The 24,014-nt window shown below is 56.2% G+C and carries 21 protein-coding genes; 16 read left to right on the top strand and 5 right to left on the bottom strand.

Annotated features, from left to right (window positions below):
- Positions 1-28 precede the first annotated feature (28 nt).
- Complete coding sequence (locus CFB02_RS05290; RefSeq protein WP_088557172.1) at positions 29-2,749, bottom strand: LuxR C-terminal-related transcriptional regulator; 2,721 nt, start codon at positions 2,747-2,749, stop codon at positions 29-31.
- Between the two features lie 246 nt (positions 2,750-2,995).
- Here CFB02_RS05290 and cysB point away from each other — a divergent pair, with 246 nt between their 5' ends.
- Complete coding sequence (cysB, locus tag CFB02_RS05295) at positions 2,996-3,973, top strand: HTH-type transcriptional regulator CysB (protein WP_088557173.1); 978 nt, start codon at positions 2,996-2,998, stop codon at positions 3,971-3,973.
- A 27-nt stretch (positions 3,974-4,000) separates the two neighbouring features.
- Here cysB and CFB02_RS05300 read toward each other — a convergent pair whose 3' ends face one another.
- Complete coding sequence (locus CFB02_RS05300) at positions 4,001-4,723, bottom strand: phosphoadenylyl-sulfate reductase (RefSeq protein WP_088557174.1); 723 nt, start codon at positions 4,721-4,723, stop codon at positions 4,001-4,003.
- 232 nt (positions 4,724-4,955) lie between these two features.
- Between CFB02_RS05300 and thrH the strand changes: the two genes are divergently transcribed.
- Positions 4,956-5,570, top strand: a complete 615-nt coding sequence (gene thrH, locus CFB02_RS05305; RefSeq protein ID WP_088557175.1) for a bifunctional phosphoserine phosphatase/homoserine phosphotransferase ThrH — start codon at positions 4,956-4,958, stop codon at positions 5,568-5,570.
- 65 nt (positions 5,571-5,635) lie between these two features.
- Here thrH and pabB read toward each other — a convergent pair whose 3' ends face one another.
- Entirely contained in the window at positions 5,636-6,976 is a 1,341-nt protein-coding gene (gene pabB, locus CFB02_RS05310; RefSeq protein WP_172835857.1) for an aminodeoxychorismate synthase component I, read from the bottom strand.
- A gap of 238 nt (positions 6,977-7,214) precedes the next feature.
- Between pabB and CFB02_RS05315 the strand changes: the two genes are divergently transcribed.
- A complete protein-coding gene (locus tag CFB02_RS05315; protein WP_227519328.1) occupies positions 7,215-7,778 on the top strand; it encodes a hypothetical protein in 564 nt (187 codons plus the stop codon).
- A gap of 159 nt (positions 7,779-7,937) precedes the next feature.
- Positions 7,938-8,756: a DUF6160 family protein gene (locus tag CFB02_RS05320; RefSeq protein ID WP_088557177.1), complete on the top strand. Its 819-nt coding sequence runs from the start codon at positions 7,938-7,940 to the stop codon at positions 8,754-8,756.
- A 133-nt stretch (positions 8,757-8,889) separates the two neighbouring features.
- On the opposite strand, the gene CFB02_RS05325 is transcribed toward CFB02_RS05320, so the two are convergent.
- On the bottom strand, positions 8,890-9,507 hold the full coding sequence (locus CFB02_RS05325; RefSeq protein WP_088557178.1) for a hypothetical protein: 618 nt from the start codon (positions 9,505-9,507) through the stop codon (positions 8,890-8,892).
- Between the two features lie 188 nt (positions 9,508-9,695).
- On the opposite strand from CFB02_RS05325, the gene CFB02_RS05330 reads away from it, so the two are divergent.
- From CFB02_RS05330 to CFB02_RS05375, 10 genes are all read left to right on the top strand, one after another.
- Positions 9,696-10,730, top strand: coding sequence for a DUF58 domain-containing protein (locus tag CFB02_RS05330; protein WP_088557179.1), 1,035 nt, complete (start codon positions 9,696-9,698; stop codon positions 10,728-10,730).
- A 5-nt stretch (positions 10,731-10,735) separates the two neighbouring features.
- On the top strand, positions 10,736-12,802 hold the full coding sequence (locus CFB02_RS05335) for a DUF3488 and DUF4129 domain-containing transglutaminase family protein (protein WP_264753958.1): 2,067 nt from the start codon (positions 10,736-10,738) through the stop codon (positions 12,800-12,802).
- Complete coding sequence (locus tag CFB02_RS05340; protein ID WP_088557181.1) at positions 12,795-13,826, top strand: DNA polymerase III subunit delta'; 1,032 nt, start codon at positions 12,795-12,797, stop codon at positions 13,824-13,826. Before CFB02_RS05335 ends, CFB02_RS05340 begins: the two co-directional genes overlap by 8 nt.
- Before the next feature lie 115 nt (positions 13,827-13,941).
- Entirely contained in the window at positions 13,942-14,292 is a 351-nt protein-coding gene (locus CFB02_RS05345) for a PilZ domain-containing protein (protein ID WP_008171779.1), read from the top strand.
- A gap of 13 nt (positions 14,293-14,305) precedes the next feature.
- On the top strand, positions 14,306-15,256 hold the full coding sequence (locus tag CFB02_RS05350; RefSeq protein WP_088557182.1) for an alpha/beta fold hydrolase: 951 nt from the start codon (positions 14,306-14,308) through the stop codon (positions 15,254-15,256).
- A complete protein-coding gene (locus tag CFB02_RS05355; protein ID WP_088557183.1) occupies positions 15,249-16,163 on the top strand; it encodes a DUF4892 domain-containing protein in 915 nt (304 codons plus the stop codon). The genes CFB02_RS05350 and CFB02_RS05355 overlap by 8 nt, the downstream gene beginning before the upstream one ends.
- A 5-nt stretch (positions 16,164-16,168) precedes the next feature.
- Entirely contained in the window at positions 16,169-17,383 is a 1,215-nt protein-coding gene (locus CFB02_RS05360; RefSeq protein ID WP_088559174.1) for a patatin-like phospholipase family protein, read from the top strand.
- Positions 17,384-17,471: 88 nt separating this feature from the next.
- On the top strand, positions 17,472-18,374 hold the full coding sequence (prmB, locus tag CFB02_RS05365) for a 50S ribosomal protein L3 N(5)-glutamine methyltransferase (RefSeq protein WP_088557184.1): 903 nt from the start codon (positions 17,472-17,474) through the stop codon (positions 18,372-18,374).
- A 37-nt stretch (positions 18,375-18,411) separates the two neighbouring features.
- Positions 18,412-19,506: a chorismate synthase gene (aroC, locus tag CFB02_RS05370; protein ID WP_088557185.1), complete on the top strand. Its 1,095-nt coding sequence runs from the start codon at positions 18,412-18,414 to the stop codon at positions 19,504-19,506.
- Positions 19,507-19,524: 18 nt separating this feature from the next.
- Positions 19,525-20,709, top strand: a complete 1,185-nt coding sequence (locus CFB02_RS05375; protein WP_227519330.1) for an MFS transporter — start codon at positions 19,525-19,527, stop codon at positions 20,707-20,709.
- Between the two features lie 3 nt (positions 20,710-20,712).
- Here the strand turns inward: CFB02_RS05375 and CFB02_RS05380 are convergent, their stop codons facing one another.
- Positions 20,713-21,585 (bottom strand): LysR family transcriptional regulator, encoded by an 873-nt coding sequence (locus tag CFB02_RS05380; RefSeq protein ID WP_088557186.1) that lies wholly within the window; start codon positions 21,583-21,585, stop codon positions 20,713-20,715.
- A gap of 336 nt (positions 21,586-21,921) precedes the next feature.
- Between CFB02_RS05380 and leuC the strand changes: the two genes are divergently transcribed.
- Positions 21,922-23,340 carry a 3-isopropylmalate dehydratase large subunit gene (leuC, locus tag CFB02_RS05385; protein WP_088557187.1) on the top strand — a complete coding sequence of 473 codons (1,419 nt, stop codon included), beginning with the start codon at positions 21,922-21,924 and terminating at the stop codon, positions 23,338-23,340.
- Positions 23,341-23,356: 16 nt separating this feature from the next.
- The gene (leuD, locus tag CFB02_RS05390) at positions 23,357-24,004 is read left to right on the top strand and encodes a 3-isopropylmalate dehydratase small subunit (protein WP_088557188.1); all 648 of its coding nucleotides are present in this window, start codon (positions 23,357-23,359) and stop codon (positions 24,002-24,004) included.
- Positions 24,005-24,014 lie beyond the last annotated feature (10 nt).

Here is a 24,014-nt window from a genome sequence, read left to right on the forward strand (position 1 = left end):
TGCGCGTCACGCTTCTGGGGGCTCGAAATCAGCCTTGCAGCAACCCCAGTTCCCGGCCCCTGGCCAGAGCCTCGGTTCTGCGGCCCACGCCGAGCTTTCCATAAAGGTTGCGAATGTGGGCCTTCACCGTAGCCGGGGCAACGGCCATCTTTGCGGCAATTTCCTTGTTGGCATGGCCCGCATGGATCAGCGCAAGCACTTCAAGTTCTCGCTGGCTGAGAGGTTCAGGCAGTGTTTCGGCGTTGCGTGTCGTACGGCCACGCTCACCAGAAATGGCACTGGCTTTTGTTTCAGAATGGCCCTCGCCAGACCGGCGTTGATCGAGAAGCATTTTCCTGACGCTCGCGTTCCTGCTTCCCGGTTCATCCAGCGCTGGCAAACCAAGGAGCAGGGCACGCAGATCCGGGCTTTCCTCCGCAAAAAGCCGCATGAAGCCGGCCTCGCCGGCCAGTTTTATCGCACGGGTCAGCATTTGCTCCGATTCATCGGTCCGTTCCTGCTTTGCCAGGGCCTCGCCATAGACCAACAGAATTTCCACAAGGTGTCGGTTGTGGGCGTTGCGTTCAGCCGGTTGCAAAAGAGCGCTGAGTATCTCCTGGGCCCGCTCGGGCTGATCCAGTGCCACCAGCACTCGCGCCTCGCTAATACGGCTTTGTTCAAGGTGAAGCGGATTGGTGAACGCGGCATCGGCTCGGAAATCCAGGCAGGCCCGGGCTTTTTCCGGATGGCCTGAAGCCAGGTAGCAGCGTGCCAGAAGGGCAGTGCTTGCGGGTGGCTCGAACACGATTTGCTCTCGTCGCTTGCGGGCGATCTGGGATGCGTCTTCGAGCGCGTCAATCGCGTCCTGCAGCCGGCCTTCGCTGAAAGCCAGGTGACCACGCACGTACTGAATGATCACGTGCTGGCCCGGTTCGGTGCCCCGCTCAACATGTTCGAGCAACGGTTTCAGGTGCGTGGCTGCTAGCTGGGGGTGATTTCGTTCGCGATGAATCTCACAGAGTGTACTGTTCTGCCAGCATGAAATGAGTCTTGGCTGGGTTGGGTCCGCATAGTGTTTGTCCACCCATTGCCTTATCTCGGTGCAGGTTTCCAAAGCCAGATCGATATCGCCGCGATTGTACTGAATCCACGCCAGCAGGCCGCCACTGGAAAGGACCGTACTGGGTTTATGTTCGACCTGTCCGTAACGGACTGCCGACTGGAGCGCGTCTTCGGCTTCGGTGAGTTCACCCTTGCCGTAGTAATCCAGCCCCAGGCCGTAATAGGTCACCGACTTTAACGGAATACGAGTGTGATCAATCTCCCTGAGCACCTGTCTTGTGAGATCTGCGGCGCTCTTGTCGTCACTCCGGGTGCGAGCCAGATAGGAGCGCATCAGTGAGATCTCACTTTGCAGCCCGAGGGCCCCTTCGGCATCCGGATGGGAGTCCGCCACCTGCCGGTCCAGAAGATCCTCCAGGCCGGACAGCAGCGGCTCCAGACTATCGATGCGGTTGGCAAAGAACAGCCCCCAGATCCGGAGCATCTGGAGTTGCGGATTGTCGATGACAAGATCCTGTGGCAAGGCATCAATCCAGTCCAGTACGGGGAGGTGATAACCGCCATGGATCAGGTTGTTGCCGTGTTCTGCGAGCACCCGGGCAAGCCGGGACCAGTCCTCCTGTCGGACGATCTGGGCAATGGCTTCCTGCACGTGGCCATGGGCCAATAACCAGTCCACGGTGCGGTGCCAGAGTCGCGCGGCCGAGTCGGGATCTGAGTGACTTATCCTGAGTTGCAACGCATCCCGAAACAGGTCGTGATAGCGGAACCACTCGTTCCGGGTATCCAGCGGGATCAGGAACAGATTCTGGCTGAGAAGTTTTTCAAGCAGCTCCTGACTGTTGTCGGACCCACGGATCGAATCACAGAGGGATGCACACAGCCGGGGGCAACAGGCCGTTTCAAGCAGAAATTCCGAAAGCTCCCGGGGTTGCTGCTCAAGTACTTCGCTCAGCACATAATCGCTGATGTGGCGCTCATCCAGATTTAACTGGTTTCCACTGGTGCTGGCGTCCTTTCCGGATAATGCGGACAGCTGCATGGCAGCGACCCAGCCTTCGGTTTTGCGGTAGATCGCGTGGACATCCTCGTCGGCGATATCAAGGCCCATGGTGTCTTGAAAGAACTGGCGGCATTCGTCTTCAGAAAAGGCCAGCAGGCCGGGGTGAATGTCCTGGATCCACCGACGGACGCGCCAGCGGGCCAGGGGCAGTGGCGGTTCGGTTCTGGACGCCAGGGTTATCAGAACGCCCGGCGGAACATAATCAATGAAATAGGCGAACTGCCTGTGGATGGCCGGGTTGCCAATAAAGTGGAAATCGTCCAGCACCAGCGACCACGGGCTGTCATCACGAGCCAGCGTGTTGATCAGGCCGGTAATGGCTTCGGTAAACGTGTCATCTGACTGGTGGGCTAATTGTTTGCGCAAATCGGACGCGCCGGTCAGGCCGGCTTGCTCAAAAGCACCTATCAGGTACTGCCAGAATCGCCGAGGCTCATCATCGTGTTCATCCAGAGAGAGCCAGGCGGTGGGGGAGGAAACCCTTGAACACCATTGCGCAACCAGCGTGGTCTTGCCAAAACCGGCCGGAGCAATCACGAGATTCAGTCTTTTCGGAGCCCGGGACTCAAGCAAGGCACTCAGCCGCTCACGTTTAACTGCGCGCGAGTCTGACGTTGGCCGAAGAAACTTTGTGGTGAGCAGCATGGGTTCCCTGAGAACTGGAATTTTGATGTGCCCAGACAGGGCTTTACGGATTGTGTCCTTTGTATTGGCCAAGTCAAGGGTTGGAGGGGCTTTTCATAGCCTCAGGGTTTTACCAGGGGCTGCGCAAATGCGATTTTGGTCTAAACTGTGTAAAAGCAGTTGCCTATATTAAAAAAGAATGAAAATCTGTATTTTTATGCGTATTCTTCAACAAGGTCCTTCGATCTCCAGGGAGCAGCAGATTCAATGAAACTACAACAGTTGCGCTATATCTGGGAAGTTGCGCATCACGACCTGAATGTCTCAGCAACCGCCCAGAGTCTGTTCACGTCCCAGCCGGGTATCTCCAAACAGATACGCCTGCTGGAGGACGAGCTGGGGCTTGAAGTATTTGCCCGCAGCGGCAAGCATCTCACCAGAATCACACCGGGCGGCGAGATCATTATTCGCGAGGCCGGCGAAATCCTGCGGCGGGTTGAGGGCATCAAAAAGATTGCCCAGGAATTCAGTAACCAGCGAAAAGGTGATCTCAGCATCGCCACCACGCATACCCAGGCCCGTTATGCACTGCCACCGATTATCAGTGGTTTTATAGAAGAGTACCCCGACGTCTCCCTGCATATGCATCAGGGCACGCCAATGCAGATCTCCGAAATGGCAGCCAGCGGGGCGGTCGATTTTGCCATTGCTACCGAGGGCATGGAGCTGTTTAACGACCTGATCATGATGCCGTGCTACAAATGGAACCGGAGCGTCATCGTGCCGAAGGATCATCCACTGGCGAAACTGCCGGAACTGACACTACCGGAGCTGGCAGAATACCCGCTCGTGACTTACGTGTTCGGCTTTACGGGGCGCTCGAAACTGGATGAGGCGTTCCAGTCCCAGGGACTGACACCGAAAGTGGTATTTACTGCAGCGGACGCAGACGTGATCAAGACCTACGTCAGGTTGGGGCTCGGTGTCGGAATTGTCGCGAGCATGGCATTCGATCCAAAAACGGACACCGACCTGGTTGCGCTCGACGCTCGCAAGCTTTTCCGTCCCAGCGTCACACGACTCGGGTTCCGAAAGGGGACTTTCCTGCGGGGCTATATGTATGACTTCATTCACCGTTTCGCGCCCCATCTCACCAAAGAAAAGGTGGACGAGGCTGTTTCCCACCAGGGCAGCCGGTCTGAAATCGAGGGATTGTTCAAGGATGTCGAGCTGCCCACTCACTAAGAGGTGAGCGGGCAAGAGCCGCCCGGGTTATTCCCGGGCGATCAGGTTGCCGGCATGGAGGCCGCATTCTTTCTGGGTAGCTTCTTCCCACCACCAGCGGCCTTCACGCTCATGTTGACCGGGCAGGACAGGGCGGGTGCAGGGCTGGCAGCCGATGCTGACAAAGCCTTTCTCATGCAGTTTGTTGTAGGGCGCCTCTGACATACGGATGTAATCCCACACCTCTTTTGATGTCCAGTTTGCGAGTGGGTTGAACTTTACCAGTGTTTTCTCATTACTTGAGAAGGCGGTGTCTTTCTGGACCAGCGGAACGTCGTTGCGTGTTCCGGGGCTCTGATCTTTCCGTTGCCCGGTAATCCATGCGTCCACGTTAGCCAGCTTGCGGCGCAGGGGATTGACCTTGCGAATGCCGCAACACTCACCGTGCCCATCTTCATAGAAGCTGAAAAGGCCCTTTTTGTTCACCAGACCCTGAACTTCTTGAGCATCCGGAAACAGAACTTCGATCTCAATGCCGTAATGCTTGCGAACCCGCTCTACAAAATCGTAGGTTTCCGGATGCAGACGGCCTGTATCCAGAGTGAAAACCTTCAGGTTGTCGGTCAGCTTGTGCGCCATTTCAATCAACACGACATCTTCTGCGCCACTGAAAGAGATGGCGATGTTATCGTATTGTTGCAGCGCGGCTTTGAGAATCGAACGGGGGCTCTGGCCTTCGAGCTCTTCCCGCAGGGTTTGAATATCGGTCATGGCCCGGCATTGCCTTCTATGGGTGTGCAAGGGTATCTAACTGACCGAAAAGGCTACCATTAAATGCCTCATACCCTGAAGGAATGACGATCTATATGGTTATTCCGCGTTTAAAAGCGTGGGATTACACTTCCACGATGCAATCCTGCCCGGTTTTTCTTATCATACGCTCCGAATCTAGGCAGGCGGATTGACCGTCCTGGCCTCTTACCCATCAAAGCAGGAGATCGTTGTGGAACTGGCATGCCTTGACCTTGAAGGAGTATTGATCCCGGAGATCTGGATCGCGTTCGCCGAAAAGACCGGCATTGAAGAGCTCAAGGCGACCACCCGCGATATTCCGGATTATGACGTGCTGATGAAGCAGCGCCTCAAGCTGCTGGACCAGCACGGCTATGGCCTTCCGCAAATCCAGGAAGTGATTGGCGAGCTGGACCCGCTGCCCGGCGCCCGGGAGTTTCTGGATTGGCTGCGCGAGCGTTTTCAGGTTGTGATACTGTCCGACACCTTCTACGAATTCGCGATGCCCCTGATGAAGAAGCTGGGTTATCCGGCACTGCTTTGTCACAAGCTGGAAGTTGCAGACGACGGCCAGATCACGAACTACCTGCTGCGCCAGCGCGATCCCAAGCGACAGTCCGTGAGGGCATTCCAATTGCTGAATTACCGCGTGATTGCTGCCGGTGATTCATACAACGACACCACCATGCTGGGGCAGGCCGAAGCCGGTATTCTTTTCCACGCTCCGCAGAACGTAATCGACGAGTTCCCGCAGTTCCCTGCAGTGCATAACTTCGAGGATCTCAGGCAGGAGTTTCTCAAGGCCAGTGCTGTTCACAACGCCTGAATGGAAAACTGAAAACGGGGTCAGAAGAACGCTTTCTTCTGACCCCACGTTTACCTAAATTCAGTTCACTCAATCACCAATTCTTCCAGAAACCGCATTAAAGACCCGACTTTTGCGAGCGTCTCCTGATATTCAGCCTCGGGATCCGAATCCGCAACAATACCGCCACCACCCCAGCACCGAATAGTGCCCTGGCCGTCACACAGCATGGTTCGAATCGCAATATTGCTGTCGAGCGTGCCATCCAGTCCGCGATAGAAAATCGAGCCGCAGTAGGGGCCACGCCAGTGGGGCTCAAGCTCCCGGATGATTTCCATTGCTCGGATCTTGGGCGCACCCGTAATGGAACCGCCCGGGAATGCGTCAAACAGAGCCTTCATGGGCGTAACACCGTCGGCAAGTTCCGCGCGAATGTGGCTGACGAGGTGATGAACGTTCTTGTAGGACTCAAGAGCAAAAAGTTTGTCGACTTTCACGCTACCGGGTTTCGCGTTCAGGCCAAGATCATTGCGGAGAAGATCGACGATCATCAGGTTTTCGGCGAGGTCCTTTTCGGAGCCTTCCAGTTCAGAGGCATAGGCCAGATCGGTTTCCGGCGTTCTGCCTCTCGGCCTGGTGCCCTTGATGGGGCTGGTGGTTACGGTGCGATCGTGTATCTCGAGAAAACGTTCGGGGGAGACCGAGATAATCGATGCTTCGCCTGTTCGGATGAAACCGCTGTAGGGCGTAGGGTTAGCATCCGAAAGCGCCTGGAATGCTCGCCAGGGATCCCCTGCGAAACGGCCTGAGAATTCCTGGGACAGATTCGCCTGATAACAATCGCCGGCTTCGATGTATTGGCGAACCCTTTCTACGCTCGTCCTGAAGGCAACCGGTGTTTGCCTGGGCTGAAATCCGCAAACCATAGACCATCCAGTGGAGGCGGTGGGTACGTCCGTGGCCAGCCACTGGTCCAGTAAATCCCGCGTCCCATCAGGGCAATCCGGATGAATCCAAAGCCAATATTGATCTGTCTTGCGATTATGACTGGCAGTCCAAAGATAGAATCCTGCAGACATCAGGGGAACATCCAGAGATGAGCAGAGCTCTCTGAGACGGTTTTCCCTGACATACCCGAGCTCATAGCCCAGGAATCCAATCCACCCTCCGGACAGGCATTCCGGATTGGGTTCCTGTTCGATCTGGAACTGGCGGACGAGGCTTTCCATGTTCTGGGCAAGCTGATCGGAGCAGAAATCTTCAGGCACAGGGTGTTGGAGTACTTCGGTGGCAACAGCTCTGGCAGAAAATCCGCTGAAAACTCCCCGGGCCGCGCCGTTACCGACACTCCCGATATAGGCGAAATCTGCTTTCCGGCAGGCATGGCTTAGCAGGCGATGGTAGCGCTCCTGGTTGAGTTCAAGCATGGTTGCCGGGTTCAAGGTCCCTCCGGATTCTTCGAGAAATGATAAACAGCACACAAAACGGGCGTTGTGGGGTTCGTCTGGCCACTGATCTAATGAAAAATCGCTTCAGTTGATCACTCGGCGGGAAAGCCGAACGATATTCTAACTGAGTTGCTGGCTCATTCTTAATACAAAAACAAATAGAACCCTACCGCTGAGAATTCGCAGTGAAGTAGAGCAAGAAAGATGGAGAAAAAACATGACGAAAACGACTTCGATGTTCATCCGGATAACGACGGTGTTTTCCTTCGTTACTCTAGTCACACTGCTTGCGGGGCTTTCCCATGCGCAGAGTGGAGGTGCCACCGAGGATGAGGTCAAACAGATGGTGCAGAAACAGTTCGAGCGAATGTATCAAAAAGGTGTCGAGAACCTCTCAGACCGAATTGTAGTGTCCGGTGGCGTAAAGCCGTTCGCTGTGGTTACAGATACCGGCGACCAGACCAAGGCGATCCGTATCAAGCAAGCCGAAGAGATGCCTGCCGATGTCGCTTTTGAAGTGCTGCGTCGTTCTCTAATCGCCCTGGTGAAGAAAGGAAAGATTGGTGCAACAGCCATTTTCTACACGGCTGACAATCCGAATAAAGAGGCTAACGCCGAGAAGGTTCTTGTCGTTGAAATGGAGCATATTTTTGGGCCGACGCTGGCGCAGCTCGTGCCGTTCACAATCAAGGACGGTAAAGCACGTTTTGGTGACCAAGTTGTCGTGGATATGAAGAAGCAGATTTTCAACATCAAGGTTGATGAAGAAGCTGCGGAATAATTAGCGAGTGTCGGACAATCTAATTATTGGTTAGTGTGAAAGTGTTCACGGAACATTTTGTTACCTCTGACGTACTCTGTAGCCGTGCAGATACAAAAGTAAACCAAACAGTCTGCATGCATGGAAATAAAAACAATTTGTTCCGTAAAGGAGAACGTTATGAAAGGCCTGAAGAAACTCGCACTGGCAACTGCCGTTGCTGCAGCTCCGTTTGCAGCTAGCGCTGACCTTAAGGCACTGGATGACAGTGCAATGGGCAACGTGACCGGTCAGGCTGGTGTAACCATCGAACTGGAAACTGAAGTAAGCATCGGTGAGTTCCGCTACACCGACGAAGGTTACCTCTCAGTAAACGACATCTTCATTGGTGGCGGTTCCGTTGAGCGTGATGCTAGCGGAAATGTGACTGGTGTCGATGGTCGGCTTGACGACCTCTATGTGGATATCGATGTTGAGGATGATGGCGACGCTTACATTGATGTACACAGCATCTCCGGCGCTCCAATCGACTTCGCTGTCGGTGTAGGTTCGGCATCCCTGCACGCAACAGATGGTAGCGGCGACAGCACTCTTTTGGCGAGCAACATCGGCATTGAGGGCAACCTGGGGCTGCTGAATATTCGTGTGGATACCGCTACTGACAATCTGATCATGAACGTTGGTTTCAACGTGACTGATATGGATATGGATGTGGACTTCCTCGGCGTCAATGTTCGTGATCTCACTGTGTATGGTGCCACCTACTACGAAAATGGCGGTGCCATTGACGCAGCGAGCATGTTCGCTAGCGCACAAATCACCGTTGGCAAAGGCACTTCCGTTAGAACTGGTGGCGATGCCCTCGAAATCACCGTTCCACAGTTCGTAGCTGACATCGGTGTCGGCGCTGTTGAGATCGGCGGTGAGTCTATCGGTTCATTCCGTATGGACAACCTCGCCGTTACCAACACCACTATGCGTGTTTATGGTCACCAGTAAGTTGACCTGAAACGGACGTTAGTGAAACGCCCCGCACTGCGGGGCGTTTTTTATTGGCCAGCAGAAAACTTGAACCAAAAAAACGGCAGCCAACTCTGGCTGCCGTTTGCAAAACGAATCAATTTACTTTCCGCTACTGATCCGGCACCGCTATAGAAAGATCAAATCCTCCACCAGGTCGTGGCGTCAAGGTGATCGGCCCTTCATTAATAGCCTGCGGAACCTGTATCTGATCAATGCCCGGCGGATTGCCGATTCTGAAATTCAGGTTCTGCCCGTCAAACCCTATCCCCAGTTGATCATTAAGAAAGGTTTGCGTAAAAGGCTCTTCCGGAATCTGTGCCTGCTGCCCGAAGATGATTGGTGGAATCGTTGGGGTAAACTCCGCTGGCGGCTGTGCCCGGGCAATTTCTTCCTGGGGCAGCAGCAGGGCGCGCCGGAGGAATTCATCCTCTGCGTTTTCCAGAGCATCGGTCTTGCCCTCATCAACGTATCGTTGCAAGGCTTCCCGGTAAGCTTCCTCTTGAGCTTCGGTCAATACCGGTTCGCCGGGCGATATGGTGAGGGAGCGCAGGATACGTTGGCGGTCGGCTTCTGATTTCTTCCGTTCTTTAGGTACAACGATTACGGCGGAATCTTTCACATAGGTTTCCACCATCTCGTCCGAGGTCATGGTCTGAACGCCACCGAAGGCAGGTAAAGCAACAACCAGGCCGCTGATGGCGGTGGTGAGCAAATGTCGGCGTTTCATAATCTGGCCTCTTTTGTTTAAAAAATACGCTCCCTTGGGCGAGTATTCGGTTTGTCAGACAGGAATTCAAGGCAGATGATCCGGGATTGTGATCAGAATCTTTGATTTTTCGGTACTGTTACTAATCAATGCAAAATCGTGGTCGAATACCATGAACTTTTTGGGCATCGCAGGGCCTCAATTTTACTATGAAAAATCCGTTCAGAAATCGCTTTCGTCGCTGGATTAACCGACGGATTCCGCGGTCCGATGTCCAGAGCTTCAGTCAGAAGAACATATTCATCCTGCCTACCGGTGCGGGGCTCGTGTTCGGGCTGTTGCTCGTCATCATGCTTCTCACCGCCATCAATTATCAGAATAGCCTGATTTATTTGAGTACCTTTTTGCTTGGGGCGGTCTTTGTTGGCGCGATGCATCAGACCCATCGAAATCTGTCCGGTCTGGAGCTCACGCTGGTTCAGCCAGGAGAGGGCTTTGCAGGTGATGATATTCCGTTCCGACTCCGCTTGAAGGCAGGGCGGGATGACGCCATTGCCATCCTGCTGTCCTGCGAAGAGTCCGGCCTCGCCCCGGTCCACGTCCATTCGGGCCGGTCCCAGGATGTCACGCTTCCGGTTCATTCCGCTCATCGGGGGTATTTGCGGCCCGATCGTGTACGGATTGAAACGCGTTTTCCGTTCGGCCTCCTCAAGGCCTGGTCGTGGGTTCGGCCGGTATCCGCCGGTCTGGTATTTCCAAGGCCGGTTCCAGCACCTGAGGCGTTCAGCACGGTAGAGGATGGTGAAGATTCAGCAGAAGCACGATCCGTTGAAGGCAATGATCATGCGGATATCCGACCCTGGCGGGAAGGTGATCTCAGCCAGCGGGTACTCTGGAAACGGTTCGCACGAACCGGGCAAATGGTGGTCGCAGACTGGGAGGGTGAGCAGGGCAGTCCCTACTGGCTGGATTTCAACGCCTACCCCGGCGCAGACCATGAGTTGCGGTTGAGTTACCTGGCGTTTCTGGTTAACGAACGGGGCAAAAGCGGTGTGCGCTTCGGGTTGAATCTCCCCGGGCAAAACATTGAGCCTGATTCGGGGCCAGCGCACGCAATGCGGTGCCTGCGAGCATTGGCAACCTGGGGTGAGGAACGGCCCCGGGATGCCATGGCCGAGCCCCATGGAACGCGCAGGCAGCCGATAGGAAACTCACCGCGGTATGCAAGGGAGGGGCAGGCTTGAGTCTCCTGGACCGCCTCAGAGGCACCCAATCGGAAGAAGCGACAGCGACCAATCTGCCATCGAGGGCCCTGCTCTGGCTGATTGCCAGTTTTGCGTTGCTGTTGTCGCCCCAGTGGGACCGGTTACCGCTTTGGCTGATTGCAGCCTGTGCGGTGTTGGCCGCCTGGCGCTGGTTGGCGCAATACGGAAGGGTAAGGCTTCCTGGCCGCCTGTTACGCACGGGCATTATGCTGGTGCTGATCGGCGTCTATGTAGCAACAGTACAGGGGCGGTTCACAGTAGATACCGCAGCTTCGTTTTTCGTGCTGGCGGTAGGTCTCAAGTGGCTGGAGACCCGTTCGGTCAGGGACTTCTACGTTCTTTTCTTCATTCTTGTCTATCTGGCCTCGGTGAATTTCCTGTTCCACCAGGAGATTCTTTGGGCATTGGTGAACTTCACCGGCATAGCGCTGCTGTTGGTTGGGTTGCAGGTACTGAACGCACCGGAACTGCCCGGTGGCATGACTTCAGGCTGGCGCAGGCTGGGTGGAATGTTCCTCAAGACGCTGCCGATTGTCGTTCTGTTATTCGTGTTTTTCCCCCGGATGTCGCCGCTGTGGAGTGTGCCGCTGGTGTCCGGACAGGCTCGTACCGGAATCAGCGACACCATGAGGCCAGGGGATATTTCCAACCTTGCCCAGAGCAGTGAGAGGGCGTTCCGGGTAACCTTTGGCGGCGAGATGCCCGCCTACAGGGACAGATACTGGCGAGGGCTTATTCTCGACTATCTGGATGGAGAAACCTGGCGCCAGGGTCAACAAGAACCATTTCGGGCGCTGGGCCGCGTAGCGGTTGATGGTGGCATAGGAGAGCTTGAGCCAAACCAGTATGACGTGTTATTGGAACCGACGGATCAGCGCTGGGCATTTGCCCTGGAAAGTTCCCGAGCGGTATCGGATAACGTGTTCGAAGACAGCGCGGATCTCTTCCGTTTCCGGCGGCCGGCTGACAGCCCCGTGCGTTACAGGCTGGCACTGGAGAGCGAAGCTTCTGTTGCCGAGACACAAAACGCTGCGGAACTGCGCCGCTACCTGCAGTTGCCGCAGGAAGGCAATCCCAGAGCGCGAGAATTTGCGCGGGAACTTCGCCGCACGATGGGCGACGAGCAGGTCGTTCGTACCCTGTTGCAGCGTTTCCGAGAACAGGAGTACTTTTACACGCTCAGACCTCCTGCCATGCCTGAAGACGGCATCGATTCCCTGCTTTTCGACGAAAAGCGCGGTTTTTGCGCCCACTATGCGGGCGCAACCACCTTCGTGTTGCGCGCTGCCGGTATTCCCTCGCGCGTTGTCGTCGGCTATCAGGGCGGAGAAAACGGGGCGGGAGGCGATTATCTGATTGTGCGGCAGTACGATGCCCATGCCTGGGTTGAGGCGTACATTGACGGCAGCGGATGGGTGAGGATCGATCCGACGGCCGCCATTGCGCCGGACCGAATTGAATTGGGCCTGAGAGAGGCGATGGCAGCGGAGGGATCCTTCCTGGAAAGCAACTGGGCCTCGCCCCAGCGTTATGCGGATGTTGCCCTGGTGCAATGGGCGAGTCTTCAGCTGGATCGCATCAACTACCAGTGGCAGCGCTGGGTCGTCGGCTATCAGGGCCAGAGCCAGATGGATCTGATGTCCAGGCTGCCGGGTGGTTTCGGCATGCGCGAATTGGGATACATGACGGCGGGCATCGTTGGTGCCGGATTGCTAATCGCCGGACTCATTTCCGCATTTCAGATGCGCCGTGGAGAACGGCGAGACGCGTTCCGGAGGGTGGTGGACACGTGGCACCGTTTGTGCGCGAGTGCAGGCGTGCCTGTCCGTCACGGTGAAACGCCGTCGGTTCTGGCATCAAGACTGGCAAAAGCTGAACCGGCGGCAGGGGATTCTGCCAGGCTTTTTGCCCGGATGGTGAACAGCCATTACTATAGCGCTGGTAAAGACGACGAGGGCGTTGAGCAGTTGAAGCGAATGCGCCGCTTGCTTGCAACCATGAAGCGCCAGCTGCGCAGATCCGGAACCCGCACAGGAAAATCCAGTGACTGATATTGCCCAAGACATGCCCTGGCTGCACCGTGCCTGGCAAACGGTTCAGAGCCGGGTCGCAGAAGACCGACTCCCACACGCTCTTATACTTGTTGGTGAGTGTGGTGTGGGTAAGCGGGCCTGGGCAGAGGCTGTCGGCGGGCTGCTGCTGTGCGATCAGCCATTGGGCCGGGAAGCGGGCCAGCCAGTTGCCTGTGGCCGCTGTAAACAATGTGAACTTCTGGCCGCCGCCAGCCACCCGGATATCCGGATTTATGCGCCGGAAAAGTCCCGTATGGTCAAGGTGGATCAGGTCAGGGCTCTTTCGTCGTTTGCGGTGGCGTCTCCGCAGGTGGCCCACCATAAAGTGGCGATTATTGACCGGGCGGATCAGTTGAACATCAATGCGGCGAACGCGTTGCTCAAGACCCTTGAAGAGCCGCTGCCCGACATGACCTTGATTCTGTTGCAGGAGAGCGGTCGTCCGGTGTTGCCTACCATCCGGTCCCGATGCCAGACATTGACGGTCCCGGTGCCCGGTAACAGCGAAGCCAACCACTGGCTCGCCAGTCGGGTAAAGAATCTTCCCGAAGATGCACAACCCTCTGCAGAGGTTCTGGCCAAAGCTTTGATGCTGGCGGGTAATGCACCCAGGTTGGCACTGGACTATGCAACAGGTGATTTCATCGGTTTGCGGGACACGGCCCTCGACCGCTTCAAGGATTTCATGAAGTCCAGGATTCCGGTCGGTGAGGCCGCCAAGGCGTTCAAGTCCATGGGCCTGGAGGATACGCTTTGGTTGTTCGAAACCTGGGCGGCTGATTTGGCACGTTTGATAGCGGGGGGCAGTGCCCGGGACGCCGATGCCGCCGATATGCTCGGATTTCTGGCCAAAACGACGCCCGGCTGGCGGGTCCATGAGTTGCTCGATATGGTAAAGGAATCACGCGCAGCGGGTGTCTACAATGCCAGCCCCGAGCTGGAGGCCAGTCGTCTTCTGATCGCCTGGCAAAAGCTGATGCCGGTGAAACGCCCAGCGGTCTAACGGATATCCCGGCAGAATTGCGTCTTTGGGGGCAACAACTGCTATGATTCCGGAATGAAAGGGATTTTCAGATCCCGGTAACCGTTCAAAACGATCTAAGAGAAAGGTGTCAGTTATGGGGCCAGGTTTTGGTGCGCGCAGTGGCATACTCACCCTGACAATCAAGGATAAAGCAGTGCTCTACGCGGCATACATGCCGTATATCCGCCAGGGTGGTCTGTTCATCCCGACCCAGAAACAGTATCAGCTGGGCGACGAAGTCTTCCTGCTTCTAAATTTGATGGACGAGCCTGAAAAAATTCCGGTCGCCGGCAAGGTAATCTGGATAACGCCCAAAGGTGCCCAGGGCAATCGTGCGGCGGGTATCGGTGTCCAGTTCAATGGTGATGATGAAACCGCCCGAACCAAGATTGAATCCTATCTGGCAGGCTCGCTGAGCTCAGATCGCCCCACCCATACAATGTGAAGGCGGAGCCTGGATGAGCGACATGTCGTTTCCCACGGACACCCCCGGGAACCAGGTGAAGGACGGGAGCATTGAAAACCCCGCCCGGTCGTTCCGCGAGTCCGATTGGAAACTCCGTCACATCACCTTGGCCGGTCTTAGCTGGCCGGCCGCTACTGATGCCCACGATAATACACCGATCATAATGCTGCATGGCTGGCTCGATAACAGCCTCACCTTTGCGAAGCTCGCACCAGAGCTGGCGCGACTCGGGCCCGTCTACGCGCTGGACTTTGCCGGGCATGGCCACTCCGGGCACCGCCCAGAGGGGCAGAGTTACCTCTTGATGGACTATGTGGCGGATCTGGCCGAACTGGTCGAACGTTATTTTCAGGAAACACCGGATGGCAGGATCAACCTGGTCGGGCACTCGCTTGGGGGGATTGTCGGAGCGCTCTACGCGGCCGCCTTTCCGGAGCGAATTCGAAACCTGGTGATGATCGACAGCCTGGGCGCATTGAGCCGTCCGGTTAAGGAAACCATTCCTCAGCTCCGAAAAGCCGTGAAAAAACGCATTGCCGGCTCTGGCCGCCAGGTTGTGTATCCGGATATCGCCACGGCCGCCAAGGCTAGGGAGGGCGGGCTTAGCCCGCTCAGCCCCGAGGCCGCGCTGACACTAACTCCGCGCAACATGAAACCCGAGGGGGAGGGCTACGTCTGGCAGACTGACCCGAGGTTACGGCACCCGTCTCCATTGATGATGACCGAAGAGCAGGTGCTGGCTTCGTTATCTGCTATTGAAACCCGTGTGCTTTTTGTCAGAGCCGATGCAGGACTTCTTTCGTACAGAAAGGATCTGGATAAACGCGCTGACGCTATCGCCAACCTCCAGATCGTAAACGTGCCGGGAGGTCACCATTGCCATCTGGATGGCGAGACCGGGCCGGCTGCAACAGCCATCAGACAATTCCTGGAAAATGAGTAATCGCTTGCTGAATTTACTGTTCACACGTTTCTTGGTTCCGATCCTCGGATTATTGGCACTGTCTTCCGGTGTGCAGTCTGCTCCGGAGGATATGCCCGAGGCCTATCAACAGTCGACGCTTGAAGATACGGTTTCGATTCAGTCATCGGGACACCTGGTATTGTTCAGCCCCTTGCGGGAAGTCAATAACGAGATTCGCTCCGAAACCCTGGCCCGCTTGCCCGTGACTGGGGAAGGGCGCCTGTACCGGATTGCTAGAGACTCAAGTCGTGAGGAAGCGCGGGACCACTACCTGGGTCTGTTGCGCGAGAGAAACGCCGAGATTCTGTTCGAGTGCTCCAGTATCCGTTGTGGAAGAAGCAACGTGTGGGCGAACCAGATCTTTAATCAGGCCGTTCTCTATGGTCGCGATGCAACCCAGGATTATCTGGTGGCGGGCACCGTTGCCGAGGACGGCGCCCGTTGGCTGACCCTCGTTTACACGGTGACGCGCGGCAACCTTCGGGAGTATGTGTGGGTGGAGCACCTGCGGGTCGAATCCGGCGCGACCATTCCCGGCTTTGGCACCATGGCCAACCGCGTTGAGGGGCCGATTATTGTTCCCTGGCAAGGCGGTGTAACCTACCGGTTCGACTGGCAGGCAACGGATCGTAGGCGGGTGAATGATCTGGCCCGTGAAGAGGGAACGGTGGTTGTACTGGTGGGCTATTCTGTATTGGAGACAGATGAGTCCTTCAGTGATGCGATGGAGCGTGCTCGTCTGGCTACCGAATCGTTATCCGAGGTCCTGTCCAAAACGGGTGTCTCAAGAGCTCAACAGGAGACAATTGTTGTGGGGCCGGCAGGTGTCTTCAGTGATCCGGATAGGCAAGGTAACCGAGTGGAAGTGGTAGTGATCTCGAGGTAATGATTATGGGCGCATCAAAGGATGACGATAAGGATCCAAAGGACAAGCCCTCAGAGAAAGATCCGCAGGACAACCTTTCGAAGGTCCTGAGCAGCTCGGATGTTTCCGCTACCCGTGCTCCGGCAAACCCGGAAAAAGGGAAAGACCGGAGCAAACCAGGCAAGACCGTGGCGCTGACGCTTGGAAGTGGCGGTGCCAGAGGGTATGCCCACATCGGCGCCATCGAAGTTTTGGTGGAGCGTGGCTACGACATCGTTGCTATCTCCGGCTGTTCAATGGGGGCCCTGATTGGCGGCATGTTCGGAGCGGGCAAGATGCAGGACTACAAGGACTGGGTTACCGGTTTGGGCCAGTTCGATGTCCTCAAGCTCCTGGATGTAACGTTCAATTCCGTGGGCGCTATTCGTGGCGAGAAGATTTTTTCGGTTGTAAGGGAAATGCTGGGAGACACCCGGATCGAAAATCTGCCCATTGCCTTTACCGCCGTGGCCACCGATCTGCTCGCCCACAAGGAAATCTGGTTTCAGGAGGGGCCCCTGGACCAGGCTATCCGCGCTTCGGTGGCGATTCCAAGTGTTGTCACACCTCTCGTTCTCAATGGCAGAGTCCTCGTGGACGGTGCCTTGCTCAATCCTTTGCCGATCATCCCGACCATTTCCTCCCACGCTGACATTATTGTTGCGGTCAATCTCAGTGGCGAGGATGACCGCCGCCGACGGATTCCGGACGCTGCGTTTTCTGCGGGCGAAGCCGAAAACCCGGATATGGACGAGTGGGTGGATACCATCCGTGAGAAGGCCTCGCGCTGGTTTGACTGGGACGCCCTGAAATCCCTGACTGCCCGGAAGCCGGACAACGGTGACAGCCCGGAAGAAAAGATCGGCCGGGCAGTGCACAAGAAAGAGCATCAAAAGCAGACGGAGAAGAAGCCGGCTGACAAGAAGAGCCAGGAAGAACACGAAACCATTGACTGGGACAAGCTCGGGATCGGCAAATTCGATGTGATGAACCTTACCATCGAGACCATGCAGAGTGCGCTTGTGCAGTACAAGATTGCGGGCTATCCGCCGGATTTGCTGGTTAATATTCCGAAGAATGCCTGTCGGAGCTACGATTATCACAAGGCACCGGAATTAATTCAGCTGGGCCGTGAACGGATGGCTGCTGCGCTGGATCGGTTTGAAGAAAGCCGGAACAGCTCCGGGCCTCTGGCTATCTGAGTAATTTGTTGGCGGGAGCGGGCTGCAGTCGAGCGGGTAAACAGCGTATAATCCCGCGCTAACACGCTCTTGCACAGGATGTACGTTAGTGACCAGCCCTATTGACGACCTTCACAGCGTTCGGGATTACCTCCGCTACGCCTCCTCTCGGTTTGCTGCTTCGCCGCTGTTTTTCGGCCATGGCACGGACAATGTCTGGGATGAAGCCGTTCAGCTGGTTATGCGTAGCCTGCACCTTCCCCTTGAAAACAACACTCTTTTCCTGGATGCCCGTCTAACGCGGGAAGAGCGGGAGCTGGTACTGGAAAGAATCGCCCGGCGCGTGGATGAACGCGTACCTCTGGCGTATCTGCTCGGTGAAGCCTGGTTTATGGGCATGCCCTTTCATGTTGACGAGCGGGTGTTGGTGCCGCGCTCCCCCATTGGTGAACTGATCGAGAATGGCTTTCAGCCGTGGCTCGGAGACAAGCCGGTGGAACGCATCCTTGATCTTTGCACCGGGAGCGGGTGCATAGGCATTGGTGCGGCATCTGTTTTCGGCGAGGCGGAAGTCGATCTATCGGACATTTCTCCGGATGCGCTTGAAGTGGCTGAATCCAACATCGACCTGCATGGAGTCCGCGAGCGGGTCCGTACCGTACAATCCGATGTCTTTGACAATATTGAAGGCCGCTACGATGTGATCGTGAGCAACCCGCCCTATGTGGATGCAGACGATCTCTCCAGCATGCCGGATGAGTACCGCCACGAACCTGAGCTGGGCCTTGCCGCCGGCAAAGACGGGCTCGATATCGCTCACAGAATCATTGCCAAGGCTGCTGAACATCTTACTCCTGGCGGACTACTGGTCGTGGAAGTCGGTAACAGCTGGGTTGCAATGGATGAGGCGTATCCGGATCTGCCACTGACCTGGCTGGAGTTCGAGAATGGGGGCAATGGCGTCTTTCTGATCACCGAGCCGGACCTGTGTCAGTGGCAGGCTTCCAGTTAAACTGAATTCTCATAAAAGCTGAACAAGATACTGAATTATGTCGGGAAACTCTTTCGGAAAACTGTTTACGGTTACCTCATTCGGCGAGAGCCACGGGCCTGCGCTGGGGTGCATCATTGATGGCTGCCCTCCGGGACTTGAGCTTTCGGAAGCGGACATGCAGCGGGACCTGGATCGTCGTAAGCCAGGCACATCCCGGCACACGACCCAGCGTCGTGAAGCCGACGAGGTGAGAATCCTGTCAGGCGTTTTCGAGGGTAAGACCACCGGAACGCCGATTGGCCTGCTGATTGAAAACACCGATCAGCGGTCCAAGGATTACTCAAAGATCTCCGAACAGTTTCGGCCGGCTCACGCTGACTACACCTACATGCACAAGTATGGTGTTCGCGACTATCGTGGCGGTGGTCGTTCGTCTGCCCGTGAGACCGCCATGCGGGTTGCTGCCGGTGCTGTTGCGAGAAAATTCCTGGAACAGCGCCTGGGTATCCGGATTCGCGGCTATCTGTCGCAACTGGGGCCCATCAAGGCCGAGAAACTCGATTGGGATCAGGTTCACCAGAACCCGTTCTTCTGCCCGGATGCGGACAAGGTTCCCGAGATGGAGGCTTATATGGATGCCCTGCGCAAGGAGGGGGATTCCATCGGTGCCCGGATTAATGTGGTTGCCGACGGGGTACCGCCCGGCCTGGGCGAGCCGATCTTTGACCGCCTGGATGCGGACCTTGCCCATGCACTGATGAGCATCAATGCGGTGAAGGGCATCGAGATTGGCGCCGGTTTCGACTGCATCGACCAGAAGGGCACCGAGCATCGTGACGAGATGACGCCGGAAGGGTTCCTTTCGAATAATGCCGGTGGTGTGCTGGGTGGCATTTCATCCGGCCAGCCGATTGTCGCCAGTATTGCGCTTAAGCCGACGTCAAGTTTGCGCTTATCGGGTCGCAGTATTGATGTGAACGGCGATCCCTGTGAGGTGATTACCACCGGCCGTCACGATCCATGTGTCGGCATCCGGGCGACGCCGATTGCGGAGGCGATGATGGCCATTGTGTTGATGGATCATTACCTGCGGCATCGTGGGCAGAATGCGGATGTTTCTGTTTCTACGCCGGTGATTGGGCAGCTCTGACGTTGTCTATCAGGCTTGTTGAAGCTGCTTTGGCGGGACTTGCGGGGTATTTCTATCTACTGGCGCCTCTCTAACCTCTACTTCTGGTTCTTCGCCCTCCTTGGTGGCCTCCTGCCGTATTGGTCCCTTTACCTTGAAGGCCAGGGTTTTTCCTACCTCCAGATCGCCACGCTCATGGCGACCATTCAGCTCACCAAAATCGTTGCTCCCAGCGTCTGGGGCTGGTTAGGGGACAAAACCGGCCAGCGGGTGCGTTTGGTGCGGTTCGGTGCCATTACCGGTTCGCTGTTTTTTGCCGGTGTGTTCATGGAACCGGGGTTCTATGGCCTGCTGCTGGTCATGCTGGCGTTCACGTTTTTCTGGAATGCGATCTTGCCGTTGTATGAGGTGATTACGCTTCGAACCCTGGGCGAGCAGAAAGAGAAATACGGGCGGGTTCGGCTCTGGGGCTCGGTGGGGTTCATCGGGGCGGTTGCGCTGGTCGGCGGTTTGCTGGAACTGGTGCCGATTCAGAATCTCCCGTGGTTGTTGCTTCCGGTGTTTGCGGGCATTGCCGTATCCGCATTTCTGGTGCCTGCGGAGCGGGGTGAGCGAAAGCCGCCGGCTCCGAAAGGCAGTTTAAAGGCCATCGTCACGCACCCGGCGGTGGTAACGTTTTTTCTGATGAATTTCCTTCTGCAGGTTTCGCACGGAGCTTACTACACGTTCTTCAGTATCCATCTGGAGCAGCACGGGTACGGCAAGCTGTCGATTGGTTTGCTGTGGTCGCTGGGCGTGTTTGCGGAGATCGCACTGTTTTTGGTGATGCACCGGTTAACGCGCAATTTCACGGTTCGTCAGATTGCGATTGGTGCGCTTACGCTCACCATGATTCGATGGGTACTGATCGCAGAGCTGACGGATGTTGTCCTCGTCCTGCTGTTCGCCCAGCTGCTTCATGCGGCTTCTTACGGCGCGCTGCACGCTATCTCTGTCCAATACATCCAGGGCTTTTTTGGCAAGCACCATCACGGGCAGGGGCAGGCCCTCTACAGCGGCCTCACATTCGGTGCTGGCGGTGCGCTTGGGGCCTGGTTGTCGGGCTTCCTCGTGGATGGGTTCAGTACCTCGGCGGCTTTCTGGGGTGGTGCGGCCGCCATGGCCGTCGCAATCGTGATCACCTGGCGAGGCCTTCGGCCGCCGCCAGCCCATGGCGAGGGTTAAACCTCAGGCGCTTTCTTCTTCCTGCACGATGGTGAGTAACGCTTTGGCCGCGTTGCTGAGCTGCCGCCCGGATAAACCGATCCCCCCGAGGACACGAGAAACCGGCTTGCCCACATCCAGTACCGTAAGGCTGTCGTCAATCATGCGCAGGGGCAGCACACTCCAGCCCAGGCCCACACTGGTCATCATCTTGATGGTTTCCAGGTAGTTGGTTGGCATTTGCGGATTCAGGTGCAGATTCGCCTCCAGAAACAACCGACTCACCACCCGATAGGTTGCGGTGCTAGTGTCCGGCAAAAGTGCCGGGTGGTTTGCAAGGTCCGTAAGCCTCGGGTTTTTAAGTGACGCCAAGGGATGCTCGGCGCCCGCCACAAACACCATCCGGTCCGGCCATTGGGCAAACACATGAAAGCTCGGTTCCATGCTGTCACTCAGCGTTACGAATGCCAGCTCCGCATTCCGTTTCCGCATTTGCTCGTAGGCTGCATCGGACTCCATGAACTGCAGGTTGATGGACACCTGAGGGTATTCCCGTTTGAACCGTCGTAGCCAATTCGGCAAATGATGCAGACCGATGTGATGGCTGGCGATAATTTGCAGCTCGCCCTCGACCTGTCCAGAGTCCGGCGATAACGCCACCCGGGCATTGTGAATTTCATCAAGGATCCGACGTGCATGGGGAAGCAAACGACTGCCGGCATCGGTCAGCCGAATCTGGCGGTGGCTACGATCGATCAGGCTGGTGCCAAGCTGGTTTTCCAGGGCGGCCAGGCGCTTCGAGATGGCCGGCTGCGTCAGGTGCAGGATTTCTGCGGCTTCTGAGAAGGAGCCCTGATCGACAATGGTCAGAAAAGCTTTTAATGCGTTTGAATCCATGCTTTCGTTCCTGATTTTCAATCTGAGCGAAGGTCCCGAGTTGGAACAGCGTTTTCAAAACACGCCAACAAGCACGTCCATGTGGGCTCGAATCGGGCCATCCCTGGCCCTCTACGGTTTTGAAAACGCTGTTCCAACTCGCTCCCCGAAGTTTGTCGAAAATCGCAGAGTTTGGGGAGTATGTGGGAGGCAGCCTGCTACATGCGACCTTCACCGAAGTATAACCAAAACGGATGCCAAAGATAAAAAACATGAATTGAGGTTATCCAGCCCAAAGCGGTAAGATAGCGGCATCAAACGTCAGAACCAAAAACCCCCAGAAAGTGAGAGAGAACCATGGCGGGCAAAACCTTATACGACAAATTGTGGGACGATCATCTCGTCAAACAGCGCGACGACGGCTCCGCGTTGATTTATATCGATCGTCAGTTACTGCACGAAGTGACATCACCCCAGGCATTTGAGGGCCTGCGTCTGGCGGGGCGGAAGCCGTGGCGGATTGATGCCAACATTGCGACGCCGGACCACAACGTGCCTACTACGGATCGTGATCGTGGTGTCGAAGGTATTGTTGATCCGGTTTCCCGGATCCAGGTGGAAACACTGGACAAGAACTGCGACGAGTTCGGAATTCTTGAGTTCAAGATCAAGGATCAGCGCCAAGGTATCGTGCACGTTATCGGCCCCGAGCAGGGCGCGACTTTACCGGGTATGAGTATTGTTTGTGGGGATTCCCATACATCCACCCACGGTGCCTTCGGTTGCCTGGCTCATGGTATTGGCACCAGTGAAGTTGAGCATGTGCTGGCTACCCAATGCCTGGTGCAGCAGAAAATGAAAAACATGCTGGTGAAGGTCAATGGCAAGCTGGGTCCGGGCGTTACCGGCAAGGATGTTGTACTGGCGATCATTGGCAAAATCGGGACTGCCGGTGGTACCGGGCACGCCATTGAGTTTGGCGGCGACGCCATCCAGGGCCTGAGCATGGAAGGGCGGATGACCATCTGCAACATGTCCATCGAAGCCGGTGCGCGGGTTGGTATGGTGGCGGTTGATGACACCACCATCGAATACGTTCGCAATCGCCCGTTTGGCCCCAAGGGCGAGGAGTGGGACGCTGCGGTTGAATACTGGCGCACCTTGCATAGCGACAGCGATGCATTCTTCGACAAGGTTGTTGAGCTCGAAGGCTCGGAAATCCAGCCGCAGGTGAGCTGGGGTACGTCGCCTGAAATGGTGGCCGGAATCGATGGCAAGGTGCCCGATCCGGAACAGGAAGCCGATCCGATCAAGCGTGAAGGCATCGTTCGCGCTCTCAAGTACATGGGTTTGCAGCCCAATATGGCGATTACCGATATCAAGCTGGATCGTGTGTTCATTGGCTCCTGTACCAACAGCCGCATTGAGGACCTGCGCGAGGCCGCGGCCGTGGTGAAAGGGCGGAAGGTGTCGCCGATTCTGAAGCAGGCCATGGTGGTTCCCGGTTCCGGTCTGGTGAAAATCCAGGCGGAGCAGGAAGGTCTGGACAAGATCTTTATCGAAGCCGGTCTTGAGTGGCGCGACCCGGGCTGCTCGATGTGTCTCGCCATGAACGCCGACAAGCTGGGGCAGGGGGAGCATTGTGCTTCCACGTCGAACCGGAACTTCGAGGGCCGTCAGGGCTTTGGCGGGCGTACCCATCTGGTGAGCCCGGCCATGGCGGCGGCTGCCGCAGTAACCGGTCATTTCGTTGATGTCCGTGAGCTGATGAACTGATCCACAGGAGAGAACCATGCGCGCATTGAAGCAACACCAGGGCGTTGTCGCCCCCATGGACCGTTCCAACGTGGATACGGACATGATTATTCCCAAGCAGTTTCTGAAGTCCATCAAGCGCACGGGCTTCGGCCCGAACCTGTTTGATGAGTTGCGGTATATGGATGAAGGCAAACCGGATCAGGATTGTTCCACCCGTCCGATTAATCCGGATTTTGTCCTGAATCAGGACCGGTACAAGAACGCCAGTGTATTGTTGGCGCGACGTAACTTTGGCTGTGGTTCAAGCCGGGAGCACGCGCCCTGGGCTCTGGAGGATTTCGGCTTCCGGGTGATTGTTGCTCCGAGTTTTGCCGATATTTTTTACAATAACTGCTTTAAGAATGGGCTGTTACCCATTGTTCTTGCGGAGGAAATCGTCGATCGTTTATTCCAAGAAGTGGAGCAGAATGAAGGCTATCAGTTGGCAGTCGACCTGGAAGCCAGGACTGTAACTACCCCATCCGGCGAAACCTTTACCTTTGAGGTGGATGATTTCCGTCGTCATTGCCTGCTGAACGGCCTCGATGATATTGGCGTGACGCTCGAAGATGCTGAGCTGATCCGGTCTTACGAAGATAGCCGCCGTAAAACTGCGCCCTGGCTGTTTGGTGCCGGGGGGTAATAGGCAGTCC

The organism is Marinobacter sp. es.042 (assembly GCF_900188315.1).
Lineage (GTDB): Bacteria > Pseudomonadota > Gammaproteobacteria > Pseudomonadales > Oleiphilaceae > Marinobacter.

What these genes read in the sequence shown, in the direction of transcription:
- CFB02_RS05290 (WP_088557172.1), bottom strand. Translation starts at nt 2,749, where the DNA reads ATGCTGCTCACCACAAAGTTTCTTCGGCCAACGTCAGACTCGCGCGCA.
- cysB (WP_088557173.1), top strand. Translation starts at nt 2,996, where the DNA reads ATGAAACTACAACAGTTGCGCTATATCTGGGAAGTTGCGCATCACGAC.
- CFB02_RS05300 (WP_088557174.1), bottom strand. Translation starts at nt 4,723, where the DNA reads ATGACCGATATTCAAACCCTGCGGGAAGAGCTCGAAGGCCAGAGCCCC.
- pabB (WP_172835857.1), bottom strand. Translation starts at nt 6,976, where the DNA reads ATGCTTGAACTCAACCAGGAGCGCTACCATCGCCTGCTAAGCCATGCC.
- CFB02_RS05315 (WP_227519328.1), top strand. Translation starts at nt 7,215, where the DNA reads ATGACGAAAACGACTTCGATGTTCATCCGGATAACGACGGTGTTTTCC.
- CFB02_RS05320 (WP_088557177.1), top strand. Translation starts at nt 7,938, where the DNA reads ATGAAAGGCCTGAAGAAACTCGCACTGGCAACTGCCGTTGCTGCAGCT.
- CFB02_RS05325 (WP_088557178.1), bottom strand. Translation starts at nt 9,507, where the DNA reads ATGAAACGCCGACATTTGCTCACCACCGCCATCAGCGGCCTGGTTGTT.
- CFB02_RS05330 (WP_088557179.1), top strand. Translation starts at nt 9,696, where the DNA reads ATGAAAAATCCGTTCAGAAATCGCTTTCGTCGCTGGATTAACCGACGG.
- CFB02_RS05345 (WP_008171779.1), top strand. Translation starts at nt 13,942, where the DNA reads ATGGGGCCAGGTTTTGGTGCGCGCAGTGGCATACTCACCCTGACAATC.
- CFB02_RS05350 (WP_088557182.1), top strand. Translation starts at nt 14,306, where the DNA reads ATGAGCGACATGTCGTTTCCCACGGACACCCCCGGGAACCAGGTGAAG.
- CFB02_RS05355 (WP_088557183.1), top strand. Translation starts at nt 15,249, where the DNA reads ATGAGTAATCGCTTGCTGAATTTACTGTTCACACGTTTCTTGGTTCCG.
- CFB02_RS05360 (WP_088559174.1), top strand. Translation starts at nt 16,169, where the DNA reads ATGGGCGCATCAAAGGATGACGATAAGGATCCAAAGGACAAGCCCTCA.
- aroC (WP_088557185.1), top strand. Translation starts at nt 18,412, where the DNA reads ATGTCGGGAAACTCTTTCGGAAAACTGTTTACGGTTACCTCATTCGGC.
- CFB02_RS05380 (WP_088557186.1), bottom strand. Translation starts at nt 21,585, where the DNA reads ATGGATTCAAACGCATTAAAAGCTTTTCTGACCATTGTCGATCAGGGC.
- leuC (WP_088557187.1), top strand. Translation starts at nt 21,922, where the DNA reads ATGGCGGGCAAAACCTTATACGACAAATTGTGGGACGATCATCTCGTC.
- leuD (WP_088557188.1), top strand. Translation starts at nt 23,357, where the DNA reads ATGCGCGCATTGAAGCAACACCAGGGCGTTGTCGCCCCCATGGACCGT.